Source organism: Neobacillus niacini, from assembly GCF_030817695.1.
Taxonomy (GTDB): Bacteria; Bacillota; Bacilli; order Bacillales; family Cytobacillaceae; genus Neobacillus; species Neobacillus niacini_F.
In genome coordinates this window covers 4,129,494-4,149,132 of sequence record NZ_JAUSZQ010000002.1, presented here as the reverse complement: position 1 = coordinate 4,149,132, position 19,639 = coordinate 4,129,494, and the positions used below count along the sequence as shown (strand labels likewise).

Sequence of the window (19,639 nt, the reverse complement as noted above, 5' to 3'; positions counted from 1 at the left end):
AAGTGAAAAAGAATGAGTTTTTTTAAAAAATTAAAAGAGAAAATAACGAAACAAACAGAGACGGTAACAGAAAAATTTAAAGACGGCCTCTCGAAGACGAGAAATAACTTTTCTGGAAAGGTTAATGACCTTGTAGCTAGATACCGTAAAGTGGACGAAGATTTCTTCGAAGAATTAGAAGAAATTCTAATACAGGCAGATGTAGGCTTTGATACGGTTATGAAGTTAATAGAAGAATTGAAGATGGAAGTTAAACGTCGAAATATCCAGGACCCACAGGAAGTTCAAAGTGTTATTTCCGAAAAGTTGATCGAAATTTATAATGCGGGTGAGGAACAATCATCTAAGTTGAATATTCAAGAGGATGGCCTTACGGTTATTTTATTTGTCGGTGTTAACGGCGTGGGAAAAACAACGACCATCGGAAAACTTGGTCATAAGTTTAAGAGTGAAGGGAAATCTGTTTTATTAGCAGCAGGCGACACTTTCCGTGCTGGTGCCATTGAGCAGTTAGAAGTCTGGGGAGAAAGAGTTGGAGTAGACGTGATTAAACAGGCAGAAGGCTCTGACCCAGCAGCCGTAATGTATGATGCGATTAAGGCTGCTAAATCTCGGAAAGTAGACATTTTAATATGCGATACTGCCGGACGCTTACAAAATAAAGTCAACTTAATGAAAGAGCTTGAAAAGGTAAAAAGGGTAATCGAGAGAGAGGTGCCTGGTGCACCACATGAAGTCCTGCTGGTACTAGATGCAACAACAGGTCAAAACGCACTTATTCAGGCCAAGACTTTTAAAGAGGTAACGAATGTGAGCGGAATCGTTCTTTCCAAATTGGACGGTACAGCAAAAGGCGGCATTGTTTTGGCGATTCGAAATGAATTGAAAATCCCAGTAAAATACGTCGGTCTTGGTGAAAAAATGGATGATCTTCAGGAATTTAACGCAGAGCAATATGTTTATGGTTTATTCGCTGACCAAGTGGATAATGCTGTAAATTGATGTAAAGATATTTTCTTGACAGACTAGCTATCACTGTGTAAACTACATTTGTAAAGGCTTTTCACTTAACAAAGGGGAGGTATACGCATGCTTGAAAAAACAACGCGAATGAATTATCTTTATGATTTCTATTCTTCGTTGTTAACACCAAAGCAGCAAAGCTATATGTCTCTCTATTATTTAGATGATTACTCACTTGGAGAAATCGCTGAAGAGTACGATGTAAGCCGTCAGGCTGTATATGATAATATCAAACGTACAGAAGCTATGCTTGAGGAGTATGAAGAAAAGCTATTACTATTTCAGAAATTTCAAGAGCGCAGCAAACTATTAAAGCATGTAAAAGAATTGCTAAATGAAGAACACCCATCAAAGCAGGCAATGCTGGAAGTGGTTGCCGAGCTTCAGAAATTAGATTAGGAGGCGGCATGAATGGCATTTGAAGGATTAGCCGACCGACTGCAGAATACGATTCAAAAAATCCGTGGAAAAGGAAAAGTTTCTGAAGCGGATGTAAAAGAAATGATGCGTGAAGTCCGCCTGGCACTACTCGAGGCTGACGTTAATTTTAAGGTCGTCAAAGATTTTGTTAAAAAAGTCAGCGATCGTGCAGTAGGACAAGAAGTCCTAAAGAGCTTAACCCCTGGTCAGCAAATTATTAAAATAGTTAATGAAGAACTGACACAATTAATGGGCGGTGAGCAAAGCAAGATTGCTGCTTCTAATCGTCCTCCTACTGTCATTATGATGGTTGGATTACAGGGTGCAGGTAAAACGACTACGACAGGTAAGCTTGCCAACCTGCTTCGCAAGAAATATAACCGTAAGCCGGTGCTAGTAGCAGCCGATATTTATCGTCCTGCTGCGATTAAGCAGCTTGAAACCCTTGGAAAGCAACTGGATATGCCTGTGTTTTCCCTTGGTGATCAAGTCAGCCCAGTGGAAATTGCCAAGCAAGCGATTGCGAAAGCAAAAGAAGAACATTACGACTATGTCTTAATTGATACAGCAGGACGTTTGCACGTCGATGAAAACCTAATGGGTGAGCTAAAAGATATTAAAGAGCTTACGAAACCAGATGAAATTTTCCTTGTTGTCGATGCAATGACAGGTCAAGATGCTGTAAATGTAGCTCAAAGCTTTAATGAACAACTTGGTTTGACTGGAGTCGTCTTAACGAAGCTTGACGGTGACACACGTGGCGGAGCTGCGCTGTCCATTCGTGCTGTTACGCAAACACCTATTAAGTTTGTCGGTCTAGGGGAAAAAATGGACGCGATTGAACCTTTTCATCCTGAGCGGATGGCTTCTAGGATTCTCGGCATGGGTGACGTCCTCACCCTTATTGAGAAGGCCCAGGCAAATGTTGACGAGGAAAAGGCAAAAGAGCTTGAGCAGAAAATGCGTACCGCATCGTTTACCCTTGATGACTTTTTGGAGCAGCTTGGGCAAGTTCGTAATTTAGGACCGCTAGATGAATTATTAAAAATGATGCCAGGTGCAAACAAAATTAAAGGTCTGAATAATATTCAAATCGAAGAGAAGCAAATCGCACACGTTGAAGCCATCATTCGGTCTATGACTACAGAAGAAAAGACTCATCCTGAAATCTTGAATTCAAACCGTAAAAGAAGGATTGCTAAAGGAAGCGGCAGAACCGTTCCTGAAGTAAACCGTTTATTAAAACAGTTTGAAGATATGAAAAAGATGATGAAGCAAATGACAGGAATGCAGCAAAAAGGCAAGAAAAAAGGCGGATTTAAATTTCCGTTCAAAGGGTTTTAAGGCTGAAAAAATTGGTAATACTAGTGTAAAGAAAAAACACTTTACAAATGAATTAATAATTGATAATATACTATCTTGTGTGAAACTATTCGGAGGTGCTTATTTAAAATGGCAGTAAAAATTCGTTTAAAGCGTATGGGAGCTAAAAAGACTCCTTTCTATCGTATCGTAGCAGCAGATTCTCGTTCTCCTCGTGACGGACGTTACATTGAAGTAATTGGAACATACAATCCAGTAGCTCAACCAGCTGCAATTCAAATCAACGAAGAGCTAGCTCTTAAATGGTTACAAGATGGTGCGAAACCATCTGATACAGTTCGTAACCTTTTCTCTAACGAAGGTATCATGGAAAAATTCCATAATGCTAAGTTAAGCAAGTAATTGCTATGAAGCAATTAATTGAAAGTATTGTAAAGCCCCTTGTTGATTTTCCAGAAGATGTTCGTGTGAATGTTAACGAAGAGGATCAGCGAATTACTTATTACCTTACTGTTAATAAAACGGACATGGGAAAGGTGATTGGCAAGCAAGGGCGTGTTGCAAAGGCCATTAGGACTGTTGTATACGCAGCAGGATCTTCACAACAAAAGAAAATTTTTCTAGAAATTGGTGAATAGCTTTTTGCATCTAGATGAAAGGGAGGAATAAAATTCCTCCCTTTTTTGCTATCATGAAAAGTGGAAGCGCCTAGGCACTGAAGCTGGACAGATGAGAAACAGAGTATTGAAGGAGGAAGCGTATCATGCAACTTATTCAAACTGTTATCGTAAAGCAAATTTTAACGGAAGAAAGCAAACAAAAGCTGCTTAATAAATATTTTGCAGGGAAAATACAGATGCAAAAAGAGTATGAGCAACTTCAATTTGAATTAAAAAAATTAGAAAAAGCGAAAAAATATCAAGCAAGTGCGCTTAAAACTCATTTTGAAAAAGAACTGAAAAAACGTCATGATAAAGAGAAGCTTTATGAGTTTCAAATCGAACAACTACATATGCTACCATTAGGTAGTGAATTAAAGGAAAAAGAAGTGCAAGCCCTTGTTGAAGTCAATGTTGGTGACAATTGGGATGAAGTAACAGGGCAGCGTACAATCATCATTAAAAACGGTAAGATTGAGGAAATAAGATAGAGGTGACAAACAAAATGGAAAAATGGTTTAATGTAGGTAAAATCGTCAACACACATGGAATTAGAGGAGAAGTTAGGGTAATTTCAAAAACGGATTTCCCTGAGCAGCGTTACAAAGTGGGGAATACACTGTATTTATTTATGCCAGGATCTAATAAGCCGATTGAATTAACCGTCAAAACCCACCGTACCCATAAAAATTTTAACCTTCTAACCTTTGAAGGTCTAGAAAATATTAACGAAGTTGAAAAGTTCAGGGACGGAATCCTTAAGGTCCCTGAATCACAGCTTGGAAATCTTGATAAAGATGAATATTATTACCATGAGATTATTGGATGCCTGGTGGCTACGACTAGCGGTGAGGAAATTGGTAAGGTTACCGAGATTCTATCCCCTGGCGCAAATGATGTATGGGTAATCAAATCGCCTGCTGGCAAGGAAATATTAATTCCTTATATAGAAGATGTTGTCAAAAAAGTAGATGTAAAGGAAAAGGTCATTTTAATTGAACCTATGGAAGGACTGCTTCCATGATGAAAATAGATGTACTTACGTTATTTCCTGAGATGTTTTCAGGTGTATTAGGACATTCCATTTTACATAAAGCGGCTGAAAAAGGTGCTGTTCAATACAATGTCGTCAATTTCCGAGACTTTGCTGATAATAAACATCAGACTGTTGACGATTATCCTTATGGCGGTGGAGCAGGCATGGTATTAAAGACGCAGCCGCTATTCGATGCTGTTGCAGCATTAAAGGAACAAGTTGAAGGGAATCGAACAAGAGTGATTCTCCTCTGCCCCCAAGGAAAGCGCTATGACCAAAAAATAGCAGAGGAATTAGCAAAAGAGGATCATCTTATCTTTGTATGCGGTCATTATGAGGGCTATGATGAACGAATACGTGAACATGTGGTAACGGATGAAATCTCAATAGGAGATTATGTCTTAACTGGCGGCGAGCTTGGTGCTATGGTAGTAATAGATAGTGTTGTCCGACTTTTACCTGAAGTTTTAGGTAATCAAGAATCGCATATGAAAGATTCATTTAGTACTGGTCTATTGGAACATCCTCATTATACAAGACCTTCTGACTTTAGAGGTATGAAGGTTCCTGAGGTCCTCCTGCAAGGTAATCATAAATTAATCGAAGAGTGGCGAAACAAAGAGGCTTTACGACGAACATTCCTTAGAAGACCTGACTTATTAGAAAAAATAGATTTAACCACTGAACAGGAAAAATGGCTTAACGAAATAAAAAAAGAATACGAGTAGTTATTGCATGAAGTTGTCTTTTATGTTATGATACTTCTTGTGACTTAAGCTGAATAGCTTATTCAGTAGAGTCTTATAAAGATGTTCCGCTGCAATGGATAAGGATAGTAGATATGCATGAGCGTCTGTTGGAAGGAGTTGAAAACGATGCAAAAATTGATTGAAGAAATCACAAAAGAACAACTTCGTTCTGATCTGCCTGCGTTCCGTCCTGGTGATACTGTACGTGTACACGTTAAAGTTGTCGAGGGTACTCGCGAGCGTATTCAGTTATTTGAAGGTGTAGTGATTAAGCGTCGTGGTGGTGGAATTAGCGAAACTTTCACAGTTCGTAAGGTTTCTTACGGAGTAGGCGTTGAGCGTACTTTCCCTGTTCACACACCTAAAATTGCGAAGCTTGAAGTATTGCGCCGCGGTAAAGTTCGCCGTGCTAAGCTATACTACTTACGTAAGCTACGTGGTAAAAAAGCTCGTATTAAAGAAATTCGATAATAAAAGAAAGAGCTTGCTCTGCAAGCTCTTTTTTCGTACATATCATTTCAATTATTGTAAGAATCGTGATATTAAAGTTTGGTTAAAAAGTGTTGCCCCACGTGTTTAATATACAATTTTTATGTAAAATAAGATGATGAAAACATTTTTTTGTGATTGGCGGGGAACAAGACATGATAAAAAAGAAAAATGAACTTTGGGAATGGACGAAGGCGCTTTTAATTGCTGTCGCACTAGCAGCAGTTATTCGTTATTTTCTTTTCGCACCAATTGTAGTAGACGGGCTCTCTATGATGCCGACACTGCAGCACCAGGATCGTATGATTGTAAACAAGCTAAGTTATAATATAGGTGAGCCAAAACGTTTTGATATTATCGTCTTCCACGCGCCTGAACAGAAGGATTACATTAAAAGAGTAATTGGGCTTCCAGGAGATCGTATCGAATATAAGGATGATACCTTATATGTAAATGGTAAGCCACATCAAGAACCATATTTGGATGAATACAAGAAAAAGGTAGAAGGACCGCTGACTGATCCTTTTACACTGGAAGAAACACCTGTAGGCACCCAAACAGTGCCAGAAGGTGAATTGTTCGTAATGGGTGACAATCGTCGTTTCAGCAAAGACAGCAGGCATATTGGAACCGTCCCAATGGACAAAATAATCGGGAAGACTAGTATTGTATACTGGCCTATAAAAGATGCACACATCGTAAAGTAGAAGACCTAGGAGGTGACAGCTTTGACAATCCAATGGTTTCCAGGTCATATGGCGAAAGCTCGAAGAGAGGTCACGGAAAAATTAAAACTAGTAGATATTATTTATGAATTAGTGGATGCAAGAATTCCATACTCGTCCCGAAATCCGATGATAGATGAAATTATCCAGCATAAACCAAGACTAGTTCTCTTAAATAAAGCGGATCTGGCAGATAAAGCAATTACAAAGGAATGGATTGCCTATTTTGCAGCAAGAGGAATAAAAGCAATAGCCATTAACTCTCAAGCTGGCGAGGGTATGAAGGATATTGTAAAGGCATCACATGAAATCTTAAAGGAAAAGTTTGATCGTTTAAGAGCAAAGGGTGTTGTTAACCCAAGAGCAATTCGTGCTATGATTGTTGGGATTCCTAATGCTGGAAAATCAACATTAATTAATCGGCTCGCAAAGAAAAATATCGCAAAAACAGGGAATATGCCAGGAGTAACAAAAGCACAGCAGTGGATAAAAGTTGGCAAAGAGCTAGAGTTATTAGATACTCCCGGTATTTTATGGCCTAAGTTTGAAGACCAAGAGGTTGGTAAGAAACTGGCTGTAACGGGTGCTATAAAAGACACTCTGCTAAATTTGCAGGACCTTGTGGTATTTTCCATTAAGTTTTTGGAAGAGAATTATCCTGAGAGACTAAAGGAACGTTATAAGCTGGATTCTGTTCCCGAAAATGTAGTCGAGATGTTTGACCAAATTGGTGAGCTTAGAGGCTGCCTTGGATCAGGCGGAATCGTGGATTATGATAAGGTGTCCGAGCTGGTGATAAGGGAAATTAGGTCTGATAAATTTGGACCGCTGACCTTTGAAAGACCAAGCGATATAATGGATAAAACTGAAAATAAAAAAGAAAACTCACGATAGCTATTGTGAGTTTCTTTTTTAAGAAGACAAAATCTTATTTACTAGTAATAAGGCTCACCGGTATGCACTTCCTTAATCGAGTAAGCAGGAAAAGTGAAATAAGCGGAGATTTTCCGGTTAATTGCAAAATCGAGCTCGTTCCGGGGAAAATAAGCGGAGGTTTTCCGCTTAATCAGTCAAGCCCATTATTATGTGTAAATTCATTCCTATGGAGAACAATGTTAAGCAGCTTATTTATTTTTGATGTACTGGAAGGGGGGTACCCCCCTTCCAGTACATCAAAAATTCGCGCTTCGCTTTTACTATTTCTTCTCTTCTTCGTCCTGAATAATTCTTCTTCCTACTTCCTCTGCATAGTCCATTAAGACAGCACCAATTAATCGGAATGCGGATTGTGTATTAGGAAATATTCTAATTACCTTCTCTCTTCTCCGAACTTCCTCATTGATTCTTTCTAACGAGTTTGTACTTCGAATATGCTTATGGTATTTTGGTTTCTCATTTAGATATTGAATGGCATCTTCGAAGCCTTCTTCTAATATCTCTATAGCTTTTTCTAGTTTTGGATTATCTCCAAAATGCTCAATGAATTCATTTCTATATTTTCTTGCCTCTTCAACCGTCGTTACCTCAAATATTCTTTTTAAACCCATTTTCACTTCGTCCATGCCTTTTTTGGGCATATGCGTAATGATATTCTTTTTGTAATGCACCGTGCACCTTTGCCAAGAGGATCCAACAAACTCTGTACCAATGGCAGACTTTAACCCCTTGTGTGCGTCTGAAATAACTAGCTTAGGTGATTGTAGTCCTCTTGACTTTAGGTACTGGAAAAATCGTTGCCAGGATTCAGTGCTCTCCCCATGGTCTACTCTTAGGCCTAGAATTTCACGTCTATTGTTTTGGTCAACAGCCGTTGCGATATAAACAGCTTTAGATACAACACGATTATGTTCTCTTACTTTGATATACATGGCATCTGCAAAGATATAAGGGTAGTACATCGTATTCAGAGGTCGACTTGCCCATTGATTCACTATAGGATCTAGCTTTTCTGTAAGCGTAGATACAAATGATTTAGAAACCTTTTGCCCACAGAGTTGTTCCACGATCTTTGAAACTTTTCTTGTGGAGACCCCATTCACAACCATTTCAAGCATGGCTAATACGAGAGCTTGGTCACAACGAGCATACTGTTCAAACACAGTAGTCGAAAAGTCTCCACTACGAGTACGTGGTACTCGAAGAGTAACTTTTCCAATGCTAATTAATAAATCACGATCATAGTATCCGTTGCGGTAGTCACGCCGTAAAATTGAACGTTCATAGGATCCAGCTTGCAAGAACACATCACGTTCTTTTTCCATAAAAGAATTCAATACCAAGACGATAGACGCTTTGATGACAGCGTCTATATTAGAGTTCATAACAGAATCTTTTAAATCATCGATATTTAGGTTAAACTGTACTTGAGTCATAATTAATTCCTCCACATTGTTTTCTTCGCCGTTAACATTGTAGCCAAGAGGAATTAATTTGACTCATTTTCTTTTTACACAATTATATGGACTTAATCGCTTAATCCAAGCAAACTCCCTCATTTTCGAATTTTTCGAGCCAATAGGCGAATTTCTCCGTCTATTTAAGCTTTTTTATTACTAATTAAGAATTAAGCGGAATTTCTCCGTCTATTTATTAATTAAGGTGCTTAACCTGATTCTTCAACCCATAGGTGCCGACCTTATTGAACCTAGATAAAAAAAGTATGCCAATTCATACGTCAATGTCTTTTAATAGGAATGCAGCAGAAAAATAAACCCTTTACTCTCGCACTCACGGAGAGTTTTTTTGTTTATTTTTGGTCATTGTAATTAATTACGCAGAAAGGTATATTTACAACGGGTGAAGAAAATGAAATTAGTAACAATAGCCGAAATAGAACAACAGCTTAATAACATAAAGGCCGAGAGTGACCCTTTTTTTAAAAGAATTCAGCAGGATGAGCGTAAAGGGGTTCAAATATTAATACATAAATGGAAAAAAAGAATGGAACAGGAAAGACAGCTGCAGGAAAAGTTTAATGAAATGAACCTTTACGAAAACAAATGGCGGGCGCAAGGCTATAAATATATTGCTGGTGTGGATGAAGTTGGCAGGGGGCCACTTGCAGGACCAGTAGTGGCAGCAGCAGTTCTACTGCCGGAAGATTTTTTCTTGCCAGGGATTGATGATTCAAAAAAGATTTCGGAAAAAAAACGTAATGAATATGATGAAATCATTAGGAGAGAAGCAATAGCAGTTAGTGTGGCAAAGATTGACGCACCTGAAATTGACAGTGTTAATATTTATGAGGCTACAAAAAAGGCTATGCTTGCTGCGATTGCTTCTTTAGACCCCAATCCTGATGTTTTGCTGGTTGATGCGATGAAGCTTGAGACACCATTTGTAATTGAGTCTATCATTAAAGGAGACGCAAAAAGTGTGTCTATCGCTGCAGCTTCCATCGTAGCAAAAGTTGCTAGAGATCGACTAATGGTTGAATTCTCAACACAATTTCCTGAATATGGTTTTCAACAAAACATGGGGTACGGCACAAGGGAACATTTACAGGCTATTCAAATGCATGGCATTACACCTTACCATCGAAAGAGCTTTGCGCCAGTAAAAGAATGGGTGATGAAACAATAACAAAACAAGCATAACTAGCTTGTTTTGTTATTGTTATAAAATATTTGGTTAACATTTTTTGGGTTGAACTTTTATGAAAGCGCTTTAATTTTAAGGTTTAACAATTCATAATATTATGAGGAATATAATTTTTTTGTGCATAACTGTGGACAAGGTTTCAGTCATTCTATAAAATGAAAACGGAGTCAATTTTTTGAAGAGTTTGATAGGAGGATGGGAAATGAATATCCATGAGTATCAGGGGAAAGAAATCCTCAGAAAATACGGGGTAAGTGTTCCTAATGGCAAAGTGGCATTCACGGTTGAAGAAGCTGTAGAAGCTGCAAAGGAATTAGGCACACAAGTTTGTGTAGTAAAGGCGCAAATCCATGCTGGCGGTCGGGGTAAAGCCGGTGGGGTTAAAGTTGCTAAAAATCTAGATGAAGTGCGTACATACGCTAGTGAAATCCTAGGGAAAACATTGGTTACACACCAAACTGGTCCTGAAGGTAAAGAAGTAAAGCGTCTCTTAATTGAAGAAGGCTGCGACATCAAAAAAGAATACTACGTTGGTCTTGTATTAGATCGTGCTACTTCAAGAGTCGTACTTATGGCTTCTGAAGAAGGTGGAACAGAAATTGAAGAGGTAGCTGAAAAAACTCCGGAGAAAATCTTTAAAGAGGAAATTGATCCGGTTCTTGGCTTAATGCCTTATCAAGCTCGCCGAATCGCATTCAATATCAACATTCCAAAAGAGCTTGTTAATCAAGCTGTTAAATTCATGATGGGCCTATACAATGCTTACATCGAAAAGGATTGCTCGATTGCTGAAATCAACCCATTGGTTGTGACAGGTGATGGAAAAGTAATGGCGTTGGATGCAAAGTTAAACTTTGATTCAAATGCTTTATATCGTCAAAAAGACGTACTTGCTTACCGTGATCTTGAGGAAGAAGATCCAAAGGAAATCGAAGCTTCTAAATATGATTTAAGCTATATTTCTTTAGACGGAAATATCGGCTGTATGGTTAATGGTGCTGGACTTGCTATGGCAACAATGGATATTGTTAAGCATTATGGCGGAGACCCAGCGAACTTCCTTGATGTTGGGGGCGGTGCTACAGCTGAGAAGGTTACAGAAGCATTCAAAATTATCCTTTCTGATCCAAACGTAAAAGGTATTTTTGTTAATATCTTTGGCGGAATCATGAAATGTGATGTCATTGCTGAGGGTGTTGTGGAGGCTGCTAAGCAGGTTCAACTAAGTGTGCCTCTTGTTGTTAGACTAGAGGGAACAAACGTTGATTTAGGTAAGAAAATTCTTGCTGAGTCTGGTTTAGCCATCACTCCTGCAGAATCAATGGCTGACGGTGCACAAAAAATCGTTTCACTTGTGAAATAGGATCGAAAGAAAGGGGAATTAACGTGAGCGTTTTTATTAATAAAGATACGAAGGTAATTGTTCAAGGGATTACAGGTTCAACTGCCCTTTTTCATACAAAACAAATGTTAGAATACGGAACACAAATTGTTGCTGGTACCACTCCAGGTAAAGGCGGCATGGAAGTTGAAGGTGTACCGGTATTTAATACCGTGAGTGAAGCTGTTGCTGCTACAGGGGCTACTGCATCCGTTATCTATGTTCCAGCTCCATTTGCAGCTGATGCCATTATCGAAGCTGTTGACGCGGAGTTAGAACTTGCTATTTGTATTACTGAACATATTCCTGTATTGGATATGGTGAAAGTAAAGCGTTATATGGAAGGCAAGAAGACCCGCTTAGTTGGTCCAAACTGCCCAGGTGTTATTACAGCTGATGAATGTAAAATTGGGATTATGCCTGGTTACATTCATACAAAAGGTCATGTTGGGGTTGTTTCTCGTTCTGGAACACTAACTTATGAAGCTGTTCACCAGTTAACACAAGCAGGAATTGGTCAAACTACTGCTGTTGGAATTGGCGGAGACCCTGTTAATGGTACAAACTTCATCGATGTTTTAAAAGCATTTAATGAAGATCCGGAAACATACGCTGTTATCATGATTGGTGAAATCGGCGGTACAGCTGAAGAAGAAGCAGCGGAATGGGTTAAAGCAAATATGACTAAACCAGTTGTTGGATTTATCGGTGGACGTACTGCTCCTCCAGGAAAGCGTATGGGCCATGCTGGTGCGATTATTTCAGGTGGTAAAGGAACTGCTGATGAAAAAATCCGTGTTATGAACGAATGCGGAATTAAAGTGGCGGACACACCATCTGTTATGGGCGAAACTTTAATTGAAGTCTTAAAAGAACAAGGCATATACGATAAGTGTAAAACACATTAAGAATAGTAGAAATAGTCCCTTTTTACAGAGGGACTATTTCTTATTTAATCTTTTATTAATGGAGGATTAGAAAATGGATGATTTCAGAGAGAGACTTATCGCTTTACTCCACCAATCAGAAATGACTTGGAATACAGTTTTTCAATTTATTAAAAAAGACCCATCTCTTCAATTGGATATACATGAAGAACCACGATTCTGCCAATATAATTTATTCCCTTCTTCAACTAACACCATCTCAAAAAGAATACCTACCTTAACATCCATTCAATTTGAACACATTTCCCAACAAATCGAGCAATATGAAAAAAACGGCATAAAAGTTATTACAATCTTTGATCAAAATTATCCCAGTTTGTTAAAAGAAATATACCAGCCGCCATGGGTATTATTTGTAAAAGGAGATCTATCTTTGCTTGAGAAACACCCCAAGCTGGCCGTGGTTGGTTCACGGCAGGCAACTCCGTATGGCAAGAATGCAATCTCATTAATGTTCCCTCCATTAGTGGAAAAGGGAGTAGTTATAGTTAGTGGGTTAGCGAGTGGGATAGATACACTTGCACATGAGTATGCAATGAAAAATGGAGGCAAAACAATTGCAGTTATTGCTGGAGGGTTGTATCATATCTATCCAAAGGAGAATGCTGCATTGGCAAAGGAAATGATGAAATCACAGCTGATTATTTCCGAATATCCCCCAGATACCAAACCATTACGATGGCATTTCCCTGCCCGCAACCGAATCATCAGTGGGTTATCAAATGGTACATTTATAATAGAAGCAAAACGAAAAAGTGGATCTCTCATTACAGCTAATTATGCAGTAAATGAAGGCCGTGATGTTTTTTCACTGCCAGGAAGTATATTTAATCAGAATTCACTAGGTACAAATGACCTAATCAAGCAAGGTGCAAAGCTAGTCATGAGCAGTGAGGATATTTTAGAGGAATTACGGTTATAACTTTTATTGTCTGTACCTATATCAATGAAAATTATTCGTTTTTTGAAGGTTTTTTCTCTATTTTTAGAGAATGATGCTAAAAAGGCTTGAAATTATTTCTAATATGTTATACATTTTCCAACAGATATTCGAAAAAAAGAATGTGTAAATAGGAATATTTTGGCGTATTATTATCATTAACTAGTTGTAAACGGTTTCGATATCATTGACATCAATAGTTATTTGTTTAAAAATAAGAGGTATTCATGAAGATACACGATCCATTTTTCTTAGGAATGATTATATAAAAGAATAAATTTAGGGATAAGGCATTTTTGTAAAGTATTTTCACGGGTCCGAATTGAGAAATTTGGAATTTATGAAAACTTCTCAAATTGTAAGTAGGTCTGTTCATTTTCAGATTTGCTTTCACATTTCTTATATCCCCTTGAGGAGGATTATTTGCATGTCAGAGTTTCTTGTAATTGTGGAATCACCTGCAAAAGCAAAAACAATTGAACGATATTTAGGAAGTAAATATAAAGTAAAAGCATCCATGGGGCACGTACGTGATTTGCCTAGAAGTCAGATGGGAGTTTCTAAAGAAACTAACTTTGAGCCAAAATACATTACGATTCGTGGGAAAGGCCCAGTTTTAAAAGAACTAAAAACGGCAGCGAAAAAAGCAAAAAAAGTTTTTCTCGCAGCCGACCCTGATCGGGAAGGGGAGGCAATTGCTTGGCATTTGGCCCATAGTTTGAATGTTGATATTAACTCTGATTGCCGGGTAGTATTTAATGAGATAACAAAGGATGCGATAAAAGAGTCCTTTAAACATCCTCGTCCAATTAATATGAACTTAGTTGACGCGCAGCAGGCAAGAAGGGTTTTGGATCGTCTAGTCGGTTACAATATTAGCCCGCTTTTATGGAAAAAAGTAAAAAAAGGACTAAGTGCGGGCCGGGTTCAATCGATTGCTGTCCGGCTGATCATTGACCGAGAGAAAGAAATTAAGGCATTTACTCCTGAAGAGTACTGGACAATTGAAGGAGAGCTTTTAAAGGGTAAAGATCATTTTAGTGCTCTTTATTTCTCGTTAGCAGACAAGGAAAAAAAGGAACTAAAATCTAAACAGGATGTTGAGAAAATCTTAAGCCAAATGGAAGGCGATAAATTCAAGGTGGTTTCGGTAACGAAAAAGGAGAGGAGACGAAATCCTTCACCTTCATTTATTACATCTTCCTTACAGCAGGAGGCAGCTAGAAAACTCAATTTCCGTGCTAAGAAAACCATGATGCTGGCTCAGCAGCTATATGAGGGGATTGAGCTTGGTTCTGAAGGCACAGTTGGACTTATCACCTATATGAGAACAGACTCAACCCGGATATCTGAGGTAGCTCAAAAAGAGGCAGCAGATTATATTCGAAATGAATATGGTGAGAACTATTTAAAAGAAGAGCAAAGAAAAGAAAAAAAACAATCAAATGCCCAGGATGCACATGAAGCTATCCGGCCGACTAGTCCATTACGTGAACCAAATAGTGTGAAACAATATTTATCTAGAGACCAATTACGCTTATATAAATTAATTTGGGATCGATTTTTAGCCAGTCAAATGGCACAAGCCGTGATGGATACGATGAGTGTAGACTTACAAAATGGCAATGTAATTTTCCGTGCAACAGGTTCCAAAATTAAGTTCCCAGGGTTTATGAAGCTTTATGTAGAAGGAACAGATGATCAAGTAGAAGAACGGGATAAAATGCTCCCAAATTTACAAGAAGGCGATGAGGTTTTTAAAAAGGATATAGAACCAAAACAGCATTTCACTCAACCGCCACCAAGGTATACGGAAGCCCGATTAGTTAAAACACTTGAAGAATTGGGAATTGGACGCCCATCCACTTACGCACCAACATTGGATACCATTCAAAAGCGAGGATATGTAGCATTAGATAATAAGCGCTTTATCCCGACTGAGTTAGGGGAAATTTGTAATGAATTAATGCTTGAATTTTTTCCTGATATCCTGGATGTCGACTTTACTGCGAAAATGGAGCAGGATTTAGACAATGTTGAGGATGGTAAAGTACGCTGGGTTGAAATCATTGATGGATTTTACCAGGAATTCGAAAAGCATTTGGTTATAGCAGAAAAGGAAATGCAGTCTGTCGAGATTAAAGATGAGCCGGCAGGTGAGGATTGTGAATTATGCAGCAGTCCGATGGTGTTCAAAATGGGCAGGTATGGTAAGTTTATGGCCTGCAGCAATTTCCCTGATTGCCGAAATACTAAAGCGATTGTTAAAGAAATCGGTGTCACCTGTCCAAACTGTAAACAAGGTAATATCATTGAGCGTAAAAGTAAGAAAAAAAGGATCTTTTACGGTTGTGATCGTTTTCCAGAATGTGATTTTATCTCTTGGGATAAACCATTACCAAGACCTTGTCCTAAATGTGAAGGTCCACTTGTAGAAAAGAAATTGAAAAAAGGCGTTCAAGTTCAATGTACAAAGTGTGATTACAAGGAAGAACCACAAAGTTAAGGGTGAGCATAGGCTCACTCTTTTATCTTTTTTCTAATCTAGCTCCAGCCCCTGGTCAAGGCGCTTCCGCTTTTTTTCCCAAACTTAAAACTTTTTTGTTTTTGATTCGTATAGTACAATGCAAGATGGGTTAAAAAGAGGGAAAAGTAATTAAAGTAAAAAGTAAAGCTAGAATAACTGAACATCTGCTTTGGAAAATCAGGAGGTATAACATGAACGATGTAACAATAAATGTAATTGGTGCTGGTTTGGCTGGTAGTGAAGCTGCTTGGCAGATAGCCAAACGTGGTGTAAAGGTCCGTCTTTATGAAATGAGACCAGTCAAACAAACACCTGCCCATCATACAGATAAATTTGCAGAACTAGTTTGCAGCAATTCCTTACGAGCAAATACCTTAACAAATGCAGTAGGCGTATTAAAGGAAGAAATGAGATTACTTGATTCTGTTATCATTGCTGCCGCCGATGCATGCTCAGTTCCTGCAGGAGGTGCATTAGCAGTAGACCGTCATGAGTTTGCAGCTAAAGTGACAGATATGGTTAGAAACCATGAAAATGTTACGGTCATAAATGAAGAAGTAACAGAAATTCCTGAGGGAATAACCATCATTGCAACAGGTCCATTAACTAGTCCTGAGTTATCGGCTAAATTAAAATCTTTAACCGGTGAGGATTACCTTTATTTTTATGATGCCGCGGCACCTATCCTTGAAAAAGATAGCATTAATATGGACAAGGTTTATTTAAAATCAAGATATGATAAAGGTGAAGCTGCTTATTTAAATTGTCCAATGACGGAAGAAGAGTTTAACACGTTTTATGAAGCACTAGTTGCAGCAGAAACAGTTCCGTTAAAGGAATTTGAAAAGGAAATCTTTTTTGAAGGCTGTATGCCAATCGAAGTTATGGCACAAAGAGGTAAGAAAACGATGTTATTTGGTCCGCTAAAGCCAGTTGGTTTAGAAGACCCAAAAACAGGGAAAAGACCTTATGCGGTTGTGCAATTGCGTCAAGACGACGCCGCGGGAACCCTTTATAATATCGTAGGTTTCCAAACACATTTAAAATGGGGTCCACAAAAAGAAGTAATTCAGTTAATCCCAGGACTTGAAAATGCAGAAATTGTTCGTTACGGGGTTATGCACCGTAATACTTTTATCAATTCACCAAAGGTACTTAAAGCTTCCTACCAATTTAGGGAACGTGAAAATTTGTTTTTTGCCGGACAGATGACAGGTGTGGAAGGATATGTGGAATCAGCTGCAAGCGGACTAGCTGCTGGAATAAATGCTGCTAGATTAGCTTTGGGAAATGAACCTGTTGAGTTTCCTGTTGAAACGGCAATTGGAAGCATGGCAAGATATATTACTACAGCTAATGCAAAGAATTTTCAGCCGATGAATGCTAATTTTGGACTATTTCCAGATTTACCTGAAAAGATCAAGGGAAAACAAGAACGAAATATGCAGCATGCAAACAGAGCGTTAGAAACAATTCAGAACTTTGTGAAAGTTTTGTAAAATTTATTGCAAGGGATTAAGAAGTGTGTTACGCTTTAGTAGCCTTTGTAGGTTGACATATTTATAAATGTGACTGTTTTAGTAACATTACGTAATAACCATTTACACTTGGTACAAACTTAATCACAATATACAATTGGACAACCCCAATATGCTCAACATAATTTCCTTTTGTTCATGGGTGAACAAGTGAAGATTGAAGGGTTTAATTGAAACGTATATGCCTATACACAAAAGGGAATAAATGAATAAAGTTTTCATACTATTCTAGTGTAATGCACTTGTCTACGTAAGACAATCTCTTGTTACATAGGTTTGCTAACGAAAATGCAAGAGGAGGAGAAATGATGAACGAATTTCATGCTACTACGATATTTGCAATCCATCATAACGGTCAATGTTCAATGTCTGGTGATGGTCAAGTCACATTTGGTAATGCAGTTGTGATGAAGCACACTGCAAAAAAAGTTAGGAAAATATTTAATGGAAGAGTATTAGCTGGTTTTGCCGGATCTGTAGCCGATGCATTCACTCTATTTGAAATGTTTGAAGGCAAATTAGAAGAATATAATGGTAACCTCCAACGAGCTGCTGTTGAGCTTGCTAAACAGTGGAGAAGTGATAAGGTTCTAAGAAAACTAGAAGCAATGTTAATCGTCATGAATAAAGAAGATATACTCCTTGTGTCAGGAACAGGTGAAGTAATTGAGCCTGATGATGGAATTCTAGCAATTGGTTCGGGTGGTAATTATGCGCTTGCAGCTGGACGTTCTCTAAAGAAATATGCAGGTGACCATCTTACTGCAAAAGAAATTGCAAAGGCATCTTTAGAAATAGCTGCTGAAATTTGTGTATATACAAACCACAACATTATCGTGGAAGAGCTCTAACGGGAGGGAACCTACAATGGCTAAAACAGATAACCTAACACCGCGTCAAATTGTTGAGAGACTTGATCAATATATTATAGGTCAGAAGGATGCAAAAAAAGCAGTTGCGGTTGCGCTGAGAAATCGTTATAGACGTGGTTTGTTAAACGAAAAACTCCGCGAAGAAATTATTCCTAAAAATATTTTAATGATTGGTCCAACGGGTGTAGGTAAAACGGAAATCGCTCGTAGAATTGCGAAGCTGGTTGGTGCGCCGTTCGTTAAAGTAGAAGCGACGAAATTTACAGAAGTCGGTTATGTTGGCCGTGATGTTGAATCGATGGTCCGGGACCTCGTTGAAACATCTGTCAGATTGGTTAAAGAGGACAGAATGTTAGCCGTAAAGGAACGTGCTGAAGAAAATGCTAATGCCAGGCTGGTTGATTTACTAGTTCCATCTGCAAAGAAGGCACAAAATTATAAAAACCCGCTTGAAATGTTATTTGGCGGCGGCAATACAACTGTAGAACATGATACCCAACAAGAAGATTACTCAGTAACTGAAAAACGTAAAATTGTAAGGGAAAAACTAGCACTTGGTCAATTAGAAGAAGAAATCGTAACAGTAGAAGTGGAAGAACAAACACCATCCATGTTTGATATGCTGCAAGGTTCAGGAATGGAACAAATGGGTATGAATATGCAGGACGCACTAAGCAGTTTTATGCCCAAGAAACGGAAAAAAAGAAAATTAACAGTCCGTGAGGCAAGGAAAGTCTTAACGAATGAAGAAGCTGCAAGATTAATTGATATGGATGAGGTTACAACGGAAGCAATTTACCGTGCTGAACAAACAGGGATCATCTTTATCGATGAAATTGATAAAATAGCCAGCAGAAATTCTGGCGGTTCTTCCGCAGACGTGTCTCGTGAAGGAGTGCAGCGAGATATTTTACCAATTGTTGAAGGTTCAACAATTGTTACGAAATATGGCTCCATTAGAACGGATTATATTTTATTTATTGCTGCCGGTGCTTTTCATATGTCAAAACCATCAGATTTAATCCCTGAATTACAAGGGCGGTTACCGATTCGAGTTGAATTAACGAAGTTAACCGTTGACGATTTCTTCAGGATTTTAATTGAACCTGATAATGCTCTAATTAAACAATATCAAGCATTATTAGAAACAGAAGGTATACAAATTGAATTTTCTGACGATGCTATTCGTAGAATAGCTGAGGTTGCTTTTGAAGTGAATCAAAATACAGATAATATAGGGGCTAGAAGACTTCACACCATTTTAGAAAAACTACTAGAAGACTTGTCCTTTGAAGCACCTGATATTTTAATGGAGAAGATTACGATAACTCCACAATATGTAGATGATAAGCTTGGAGCAATATCCAAAAACAAAGATTTAAGCCAATTTATCTTATAATTATATAACAA

20 protein-coding genes are annotated in these 19,639 nt (G+C 38.3%); 19 read left to right on the top strand and 1 reads right to left on the bottom strand.

Annotation, left to right across the window (positions count from 1 at the left end):
* The first annotated feature begins 12 nt into the window (after window positions 1-12).
* The 11 genes from ftsY to ylqF all read left to right on the top strand — a co-directional run bounded on the left by ftsY (window position 13) and on the right by ylqF (window position 7,318).
* On the top strand, window positions 13-1,002 hold the full coding sequence (gene ftsY, locus QFZ28_RS20795) for a signal recognition particle-docking protein FtsY (RefSeq protein ID WP_307196414.1): 990 nt from the start codon (window positions 13-15) through the stop codon (window positions 1,000-1,002).
* Between the two features lie 87 nt (window positions 1,003-1,089).
* The gene (locus tag QFZ28_RS20790) at window positions 1,090-1,422 is read left to right on the top strand and encodes a putative DNA-binding protein (RefSeq protein WP_307196413.1); all 333 of its coding nucleotides are present in this window, start codon (window positions 1,090-1,092) and stop codon (window positions 1,420-1,422) included.
* Window positions 1,423-1,434: 12 nt separating this feature from the next.
* A complete protein-coding gene (gene ffh / locus QFZ28_RS20785; RefSeq protein WP_307196412.1) occupies window positions 1,435-2,787 on the top strand; it encodes a signal recognition particle protein in 1,353 nt (450 codons plus the stop codon).
* Between the two features lie 108 nt (window positions 2,788-2,895).
* Window positions 2,896-3,168 carry a 30S ribosomal protein S16 gene (gene rpsP, locus QFZ28_RS20780; RefSeq protein ID WP_307196411.1) on the top strand — a complete coding sequence of 91 codons (273 nt, stop codon included), beginning with the start codon at window positions 2,896-2,898 and terminating at the stop codon, window positions 3,166-3,168.
* A 5-nt stretch (window positions 3,169-3,173) separates the two neighbouring features.
* On the top strand, window positions 3,174-3,404 hold the full coding sequence (locus QFZ28_RS20775; RefSeq protein WP_307196410.1) for a KH domain-containing protein: 231 nt from the start codon (window positions 3,174-3,176) through the stop codon (window positions 3,402-3,404).
* A gap of 125 nt (window positions 3,405-3,529) precedes the next feature.
* Window positions 3,530-3,916, top strand: coding sequence for a YlqD family protein (locus tag QFZ28_RS20770; protein ID WP_307196409.1), 387 nt, complete (start codon window positions 3,530-3,532; stop codon window positions 3,914-3,916).
* A gap of 14 nt (window positions 3,917-3,930) precedes the next feature.
* Window positions 3,931-4,449, top strand: a complete 519-nt coding sequence (gene rimM, locus QFZ28_RS20765) for a ribosome maturation factor RimM (protein WP_307196408.1) — start codon at window positions 3,931-3,933, stop codon at window positions 4,447-4,449.
* The gene (trmD, locus tag QFZ28_RS20760; RefSeq protein WP_307197085.1) at window positions 4,449-5,189 is read left to right on the top strand and encodes a tRNA (guanosine(37)-N1)-methyltransferase TrmD; all 741 of its coding nucleotides are present in this window, start codon (window positions 4,449-4,451) and stop codon (window positions 5,187-5,189) included. Before rimM ends, trmD begins: the two co-directional genes overlap by 1 nt.
* 147 nt (window positions 5,190-5,336) lie before the next feature.
* Window positions 5,337-5,681, top strand: coding sequence for a 50S ribosomal protein L19 (rplS, locus tag QFZ28_RS20755; RefSeq protein WP_034675704.1), 345 nt, complete (start codon window positions 5,337-5,339; stop codon window positions 5,679-5,681).
* 173 nt (window positions 5,682-5,854) lie between these two features.
* Window positions 5,855-6,406, top strand: coding sequence for a signal peptidase I (lepB, locus tag QFZ28_RS20750; protein ID WP_307196407.1), 552 nt, complete (start codon window positions 5,855-5,857; stop codon window positions 6,404-6,406).
* Between the two features lie 21 nt (window positions 6,407-6,427).
* A complete protein-coding gene (ylqF, locus tag QFZ28_RS20745) occupies window positions 6,428-7,318 on the top strand; it encodes a ribosome biogenesis GTPase YlqF (RefSeq protein WP_307196406.1) in 891 nt (296 codons plus the stop codon).
* A gap of 302 nt (window positions 7,319-7,620) precedes the next feature.
* On the opposite strand, the gene QFZ28_RS20740 is transcribed toward ylqF, so the two are convergent.
* A complete protein-coding gene (locus QFZ28_RS20740; protein ID WP_307196405.1) occupies window positions 7,621-8,796 on the bottom strand; it encodes an IS256 family transposase in 1,176 nt (391 codons plus the stop codon).
* A gap of 433 nt (window positions 8,797-9,229) precedes the next feature.
* On the opposite strand from QFZ28_RS20740, the gene QFZ28_RS20735 reads away from it, so the two are divergent.
* From QFZ28_RS20735 to hslU, 8 genes are all read left to right on the top strand, one after another.
* Window positions 9,230-10,006: a ribonuclease HII gene (locus QFZ28_RS20735; protein ID WP_307196404.1), complete on the top strand. Its 777-nt coding sequence runs from the start codon at window positions 9,230-9,232 to the stop codon at window positions 10,004-10,006.
* Window positions 10,007-10,226: 220 nt separating this feature from the next.
* Entirely contained in the window at window positions 10,227-11,387 is a 1,161-nt protein-coding gene (gene sucC / locus QFZ28_RS20730) for an ADP-forming succinate--CoA ligase subunit beta (protein ID WP_283864472.1), read from the top strand.
* 23 nt (window positions 11,388-11,410) lie between these two features.
* The gene (sucD, locus tag QFZ28_RS20725; RefSeq protein ID WP_307196403.1) at window positions 11,411-12,313 is read left to right on the top strand and encodes a succinate--CoA ligase subunit alpha; all 903 of its coding nucleotides are present in this window, start codon (window positions 11,411-11,413) and stop codon (window positions 12,311-12,313) included.
* A 73-nt stretch (window positions 12,314-12,386) separates the two neighbouring features.
* Complete coding sequence (gene dprA / locus QFZ28_RS20720) at window positions 12,387-13,274, top strand: DNA-processing protein DprA (RefSeq protein ID WP_307196402.1); 888 nt, start codon at window positions 12,387-12,389, stop codon at window positions 13,272-13,274.
* Between the two features lie 445 nt (window positions 13,275-13,719).
* Window positions 13,720-15,798, top strand: a complete 2,079-nt coding sequence (gene topA / locus QFZ28_RS20715; protein ID WP_307196401.1) for a type I DNA topoisomerase — start codon at window positions 13,720-13,722, stop codon at window positions 15,796-15,798.
* Window positions 15,799-16,010: 212 nt separating this feature from the next.
* Window positions 16,011-17,318 carry an FADH(2)-oxidizing methylenetetrahydrofolate--tRNA-(uracil(54)-C(5))-methyltransferase TrmFO gene (gene trmFO / locus QFZ28_RS20710; RefSeq protein WP_307196400.1) on the top strand — a complete coding sequence of 436 codons (1,308 nt, stop codon included), beginning with the start codon at window positions 16,011-16,013 and terminating at the stop codon, window positions 17,316-17,318.
* Window positions 17,319-17,665: 347 nt separating this feature from the next.
* Window positions 17,666-18,208, top strand: coding sequence for an ATP-dependent protease subunit HslV (hslV, locus tag QFZ28_RS20705; RefSeq protein WP_307196399.1), 543 nt, complete (start codon window positions 17,666-17,668; stop codon window positions 18,206-18,208).
* Window positions 18,209-18,224: 16 nt separating this feature from the next.
* On the top strand, window positions 18,225-19,628 hold the full coding sequence (hslU, locus tag QFZ28_RS20700) for an HslU--HslV peptidase ATPase subunit (protein ID WP_307196398.1): 1,404 nt from the start codon (window positions 18,225-18,227) through the stop codon (window positions 19,626-19,628).
* Window positions 19,629-19,639 lie beyond the last annotated feature (11 nt).

Coding starts and splice junctions, on each gene's coding strand:
- ffh (WP_307196412.1), top strand. CDS start 1,435: ATGGCATTTGAAGGATTAGCCGACCGACTGCAGAATACGATTCAAAAA.
- rimM (WP_307196408.1), top strand. CDS start 3,931: ATGGAAAAATGGTTTAATGTAGGTAAAATCGTCAACACACATGGAATT.
- topA (WP_307196401.1), top strand. CDS start 13,720: ATGTCAGAGTTTCTTGTAATTGTGGAATCACCTGCAAAAGCAAAAACA.
- ftsY (WP_307196414.1), top strand. CDS start 13: ATGAGTTTTTTTAAAAAATTAAAAGAGAAAATAACGAAACAAACAGAG.
- lepB (WP_307196407.1), top strand. CDS start 5,855: ATGATAAAAAAGAAAAATGAACTTTGGGAATGGACGAAGGCGCTTTTA.
- rplS (WP_034675704.1), top strand. CDS start 5,337: ATGCAAAAATTGATTGAAGAAATCACAAAAGAACAACTTCGTTCTGAT.
- sucC (WP_283864472.1), top strand. CDS start 10,227: ATGAATATCCATGAGTATCAGGGGAAAGAAATCCTCAGAAAATACGGG.
- trmD (WP_307197085.1), top strand. CDS start 4,449: ATGAAAATAGATGTACTTACGTTATTTCCTGAGATGTTTTCAGGTGTA.
- hslU (WP_307196398.1), top strand. CDS start 18,225: ATGGCTAAAACAGATAACCTAACACCGCGTCAAATTGTTGAGAGACTT.
- QFZ28_RS20770 (WP_307196409.1), top strand. CDS start 3,530: ATGCAACTTATTCAAACTGTTATCGTAAAGCAAATTTTAACGGAAGAA.
- QFZ28_RS20790 (WP_307196413.1), top strand. CDS start 1,090: ATGCTTGAAAAAACAACGCGAATGAATTATCTTTATGATTTCTATTCT.
- QFZ28_RS20740 (WP_307196405.1), bottom strand. CDS start 8,796: ATGACTCAAGTACAGTTTAACCTAAATATCGATGATTTAAAAGATTCT.
- dprA (WP_307196402.1), top strand. CDS start 12,387: ATGGATGATTTCAGAGAGAGACTTATCGCTTTACTCCACCAATCAGAA.
- QFZ28_RS20775 (WP_307196410.1), top strand. CDS start 3,174: ATGAAGCAATTAATTGAAAGTATTGTAAAGCCCCTTGTTGATTTTCCA.
- trmFO (WP_307196400.1), top strand. CDS start 16,011: ATGAACGATGTAACAATAAATGTAATTGGTGCTGGTTTGGCTGGTAGT.
- rpsP (WP_307196411.1), top strand. CDS start 2,896: ATGGCAGTAAAAATTCGTTTAAAGCGTATGGGAGCTAAAAAGACTCCT.
- hslV (WP_307196399.1), top strand. CDS start 17,666: ATGAACGAATTTCATGCTACTACGATATTTGCAATCCATCATAACGGT.
- QFZ28_RS20735 (WP_307196404.1), top strand. CDS start 9,230: ATGAAATTAGTAACAATAGCCGAAATAGAACAACAGCTTAATAACATA.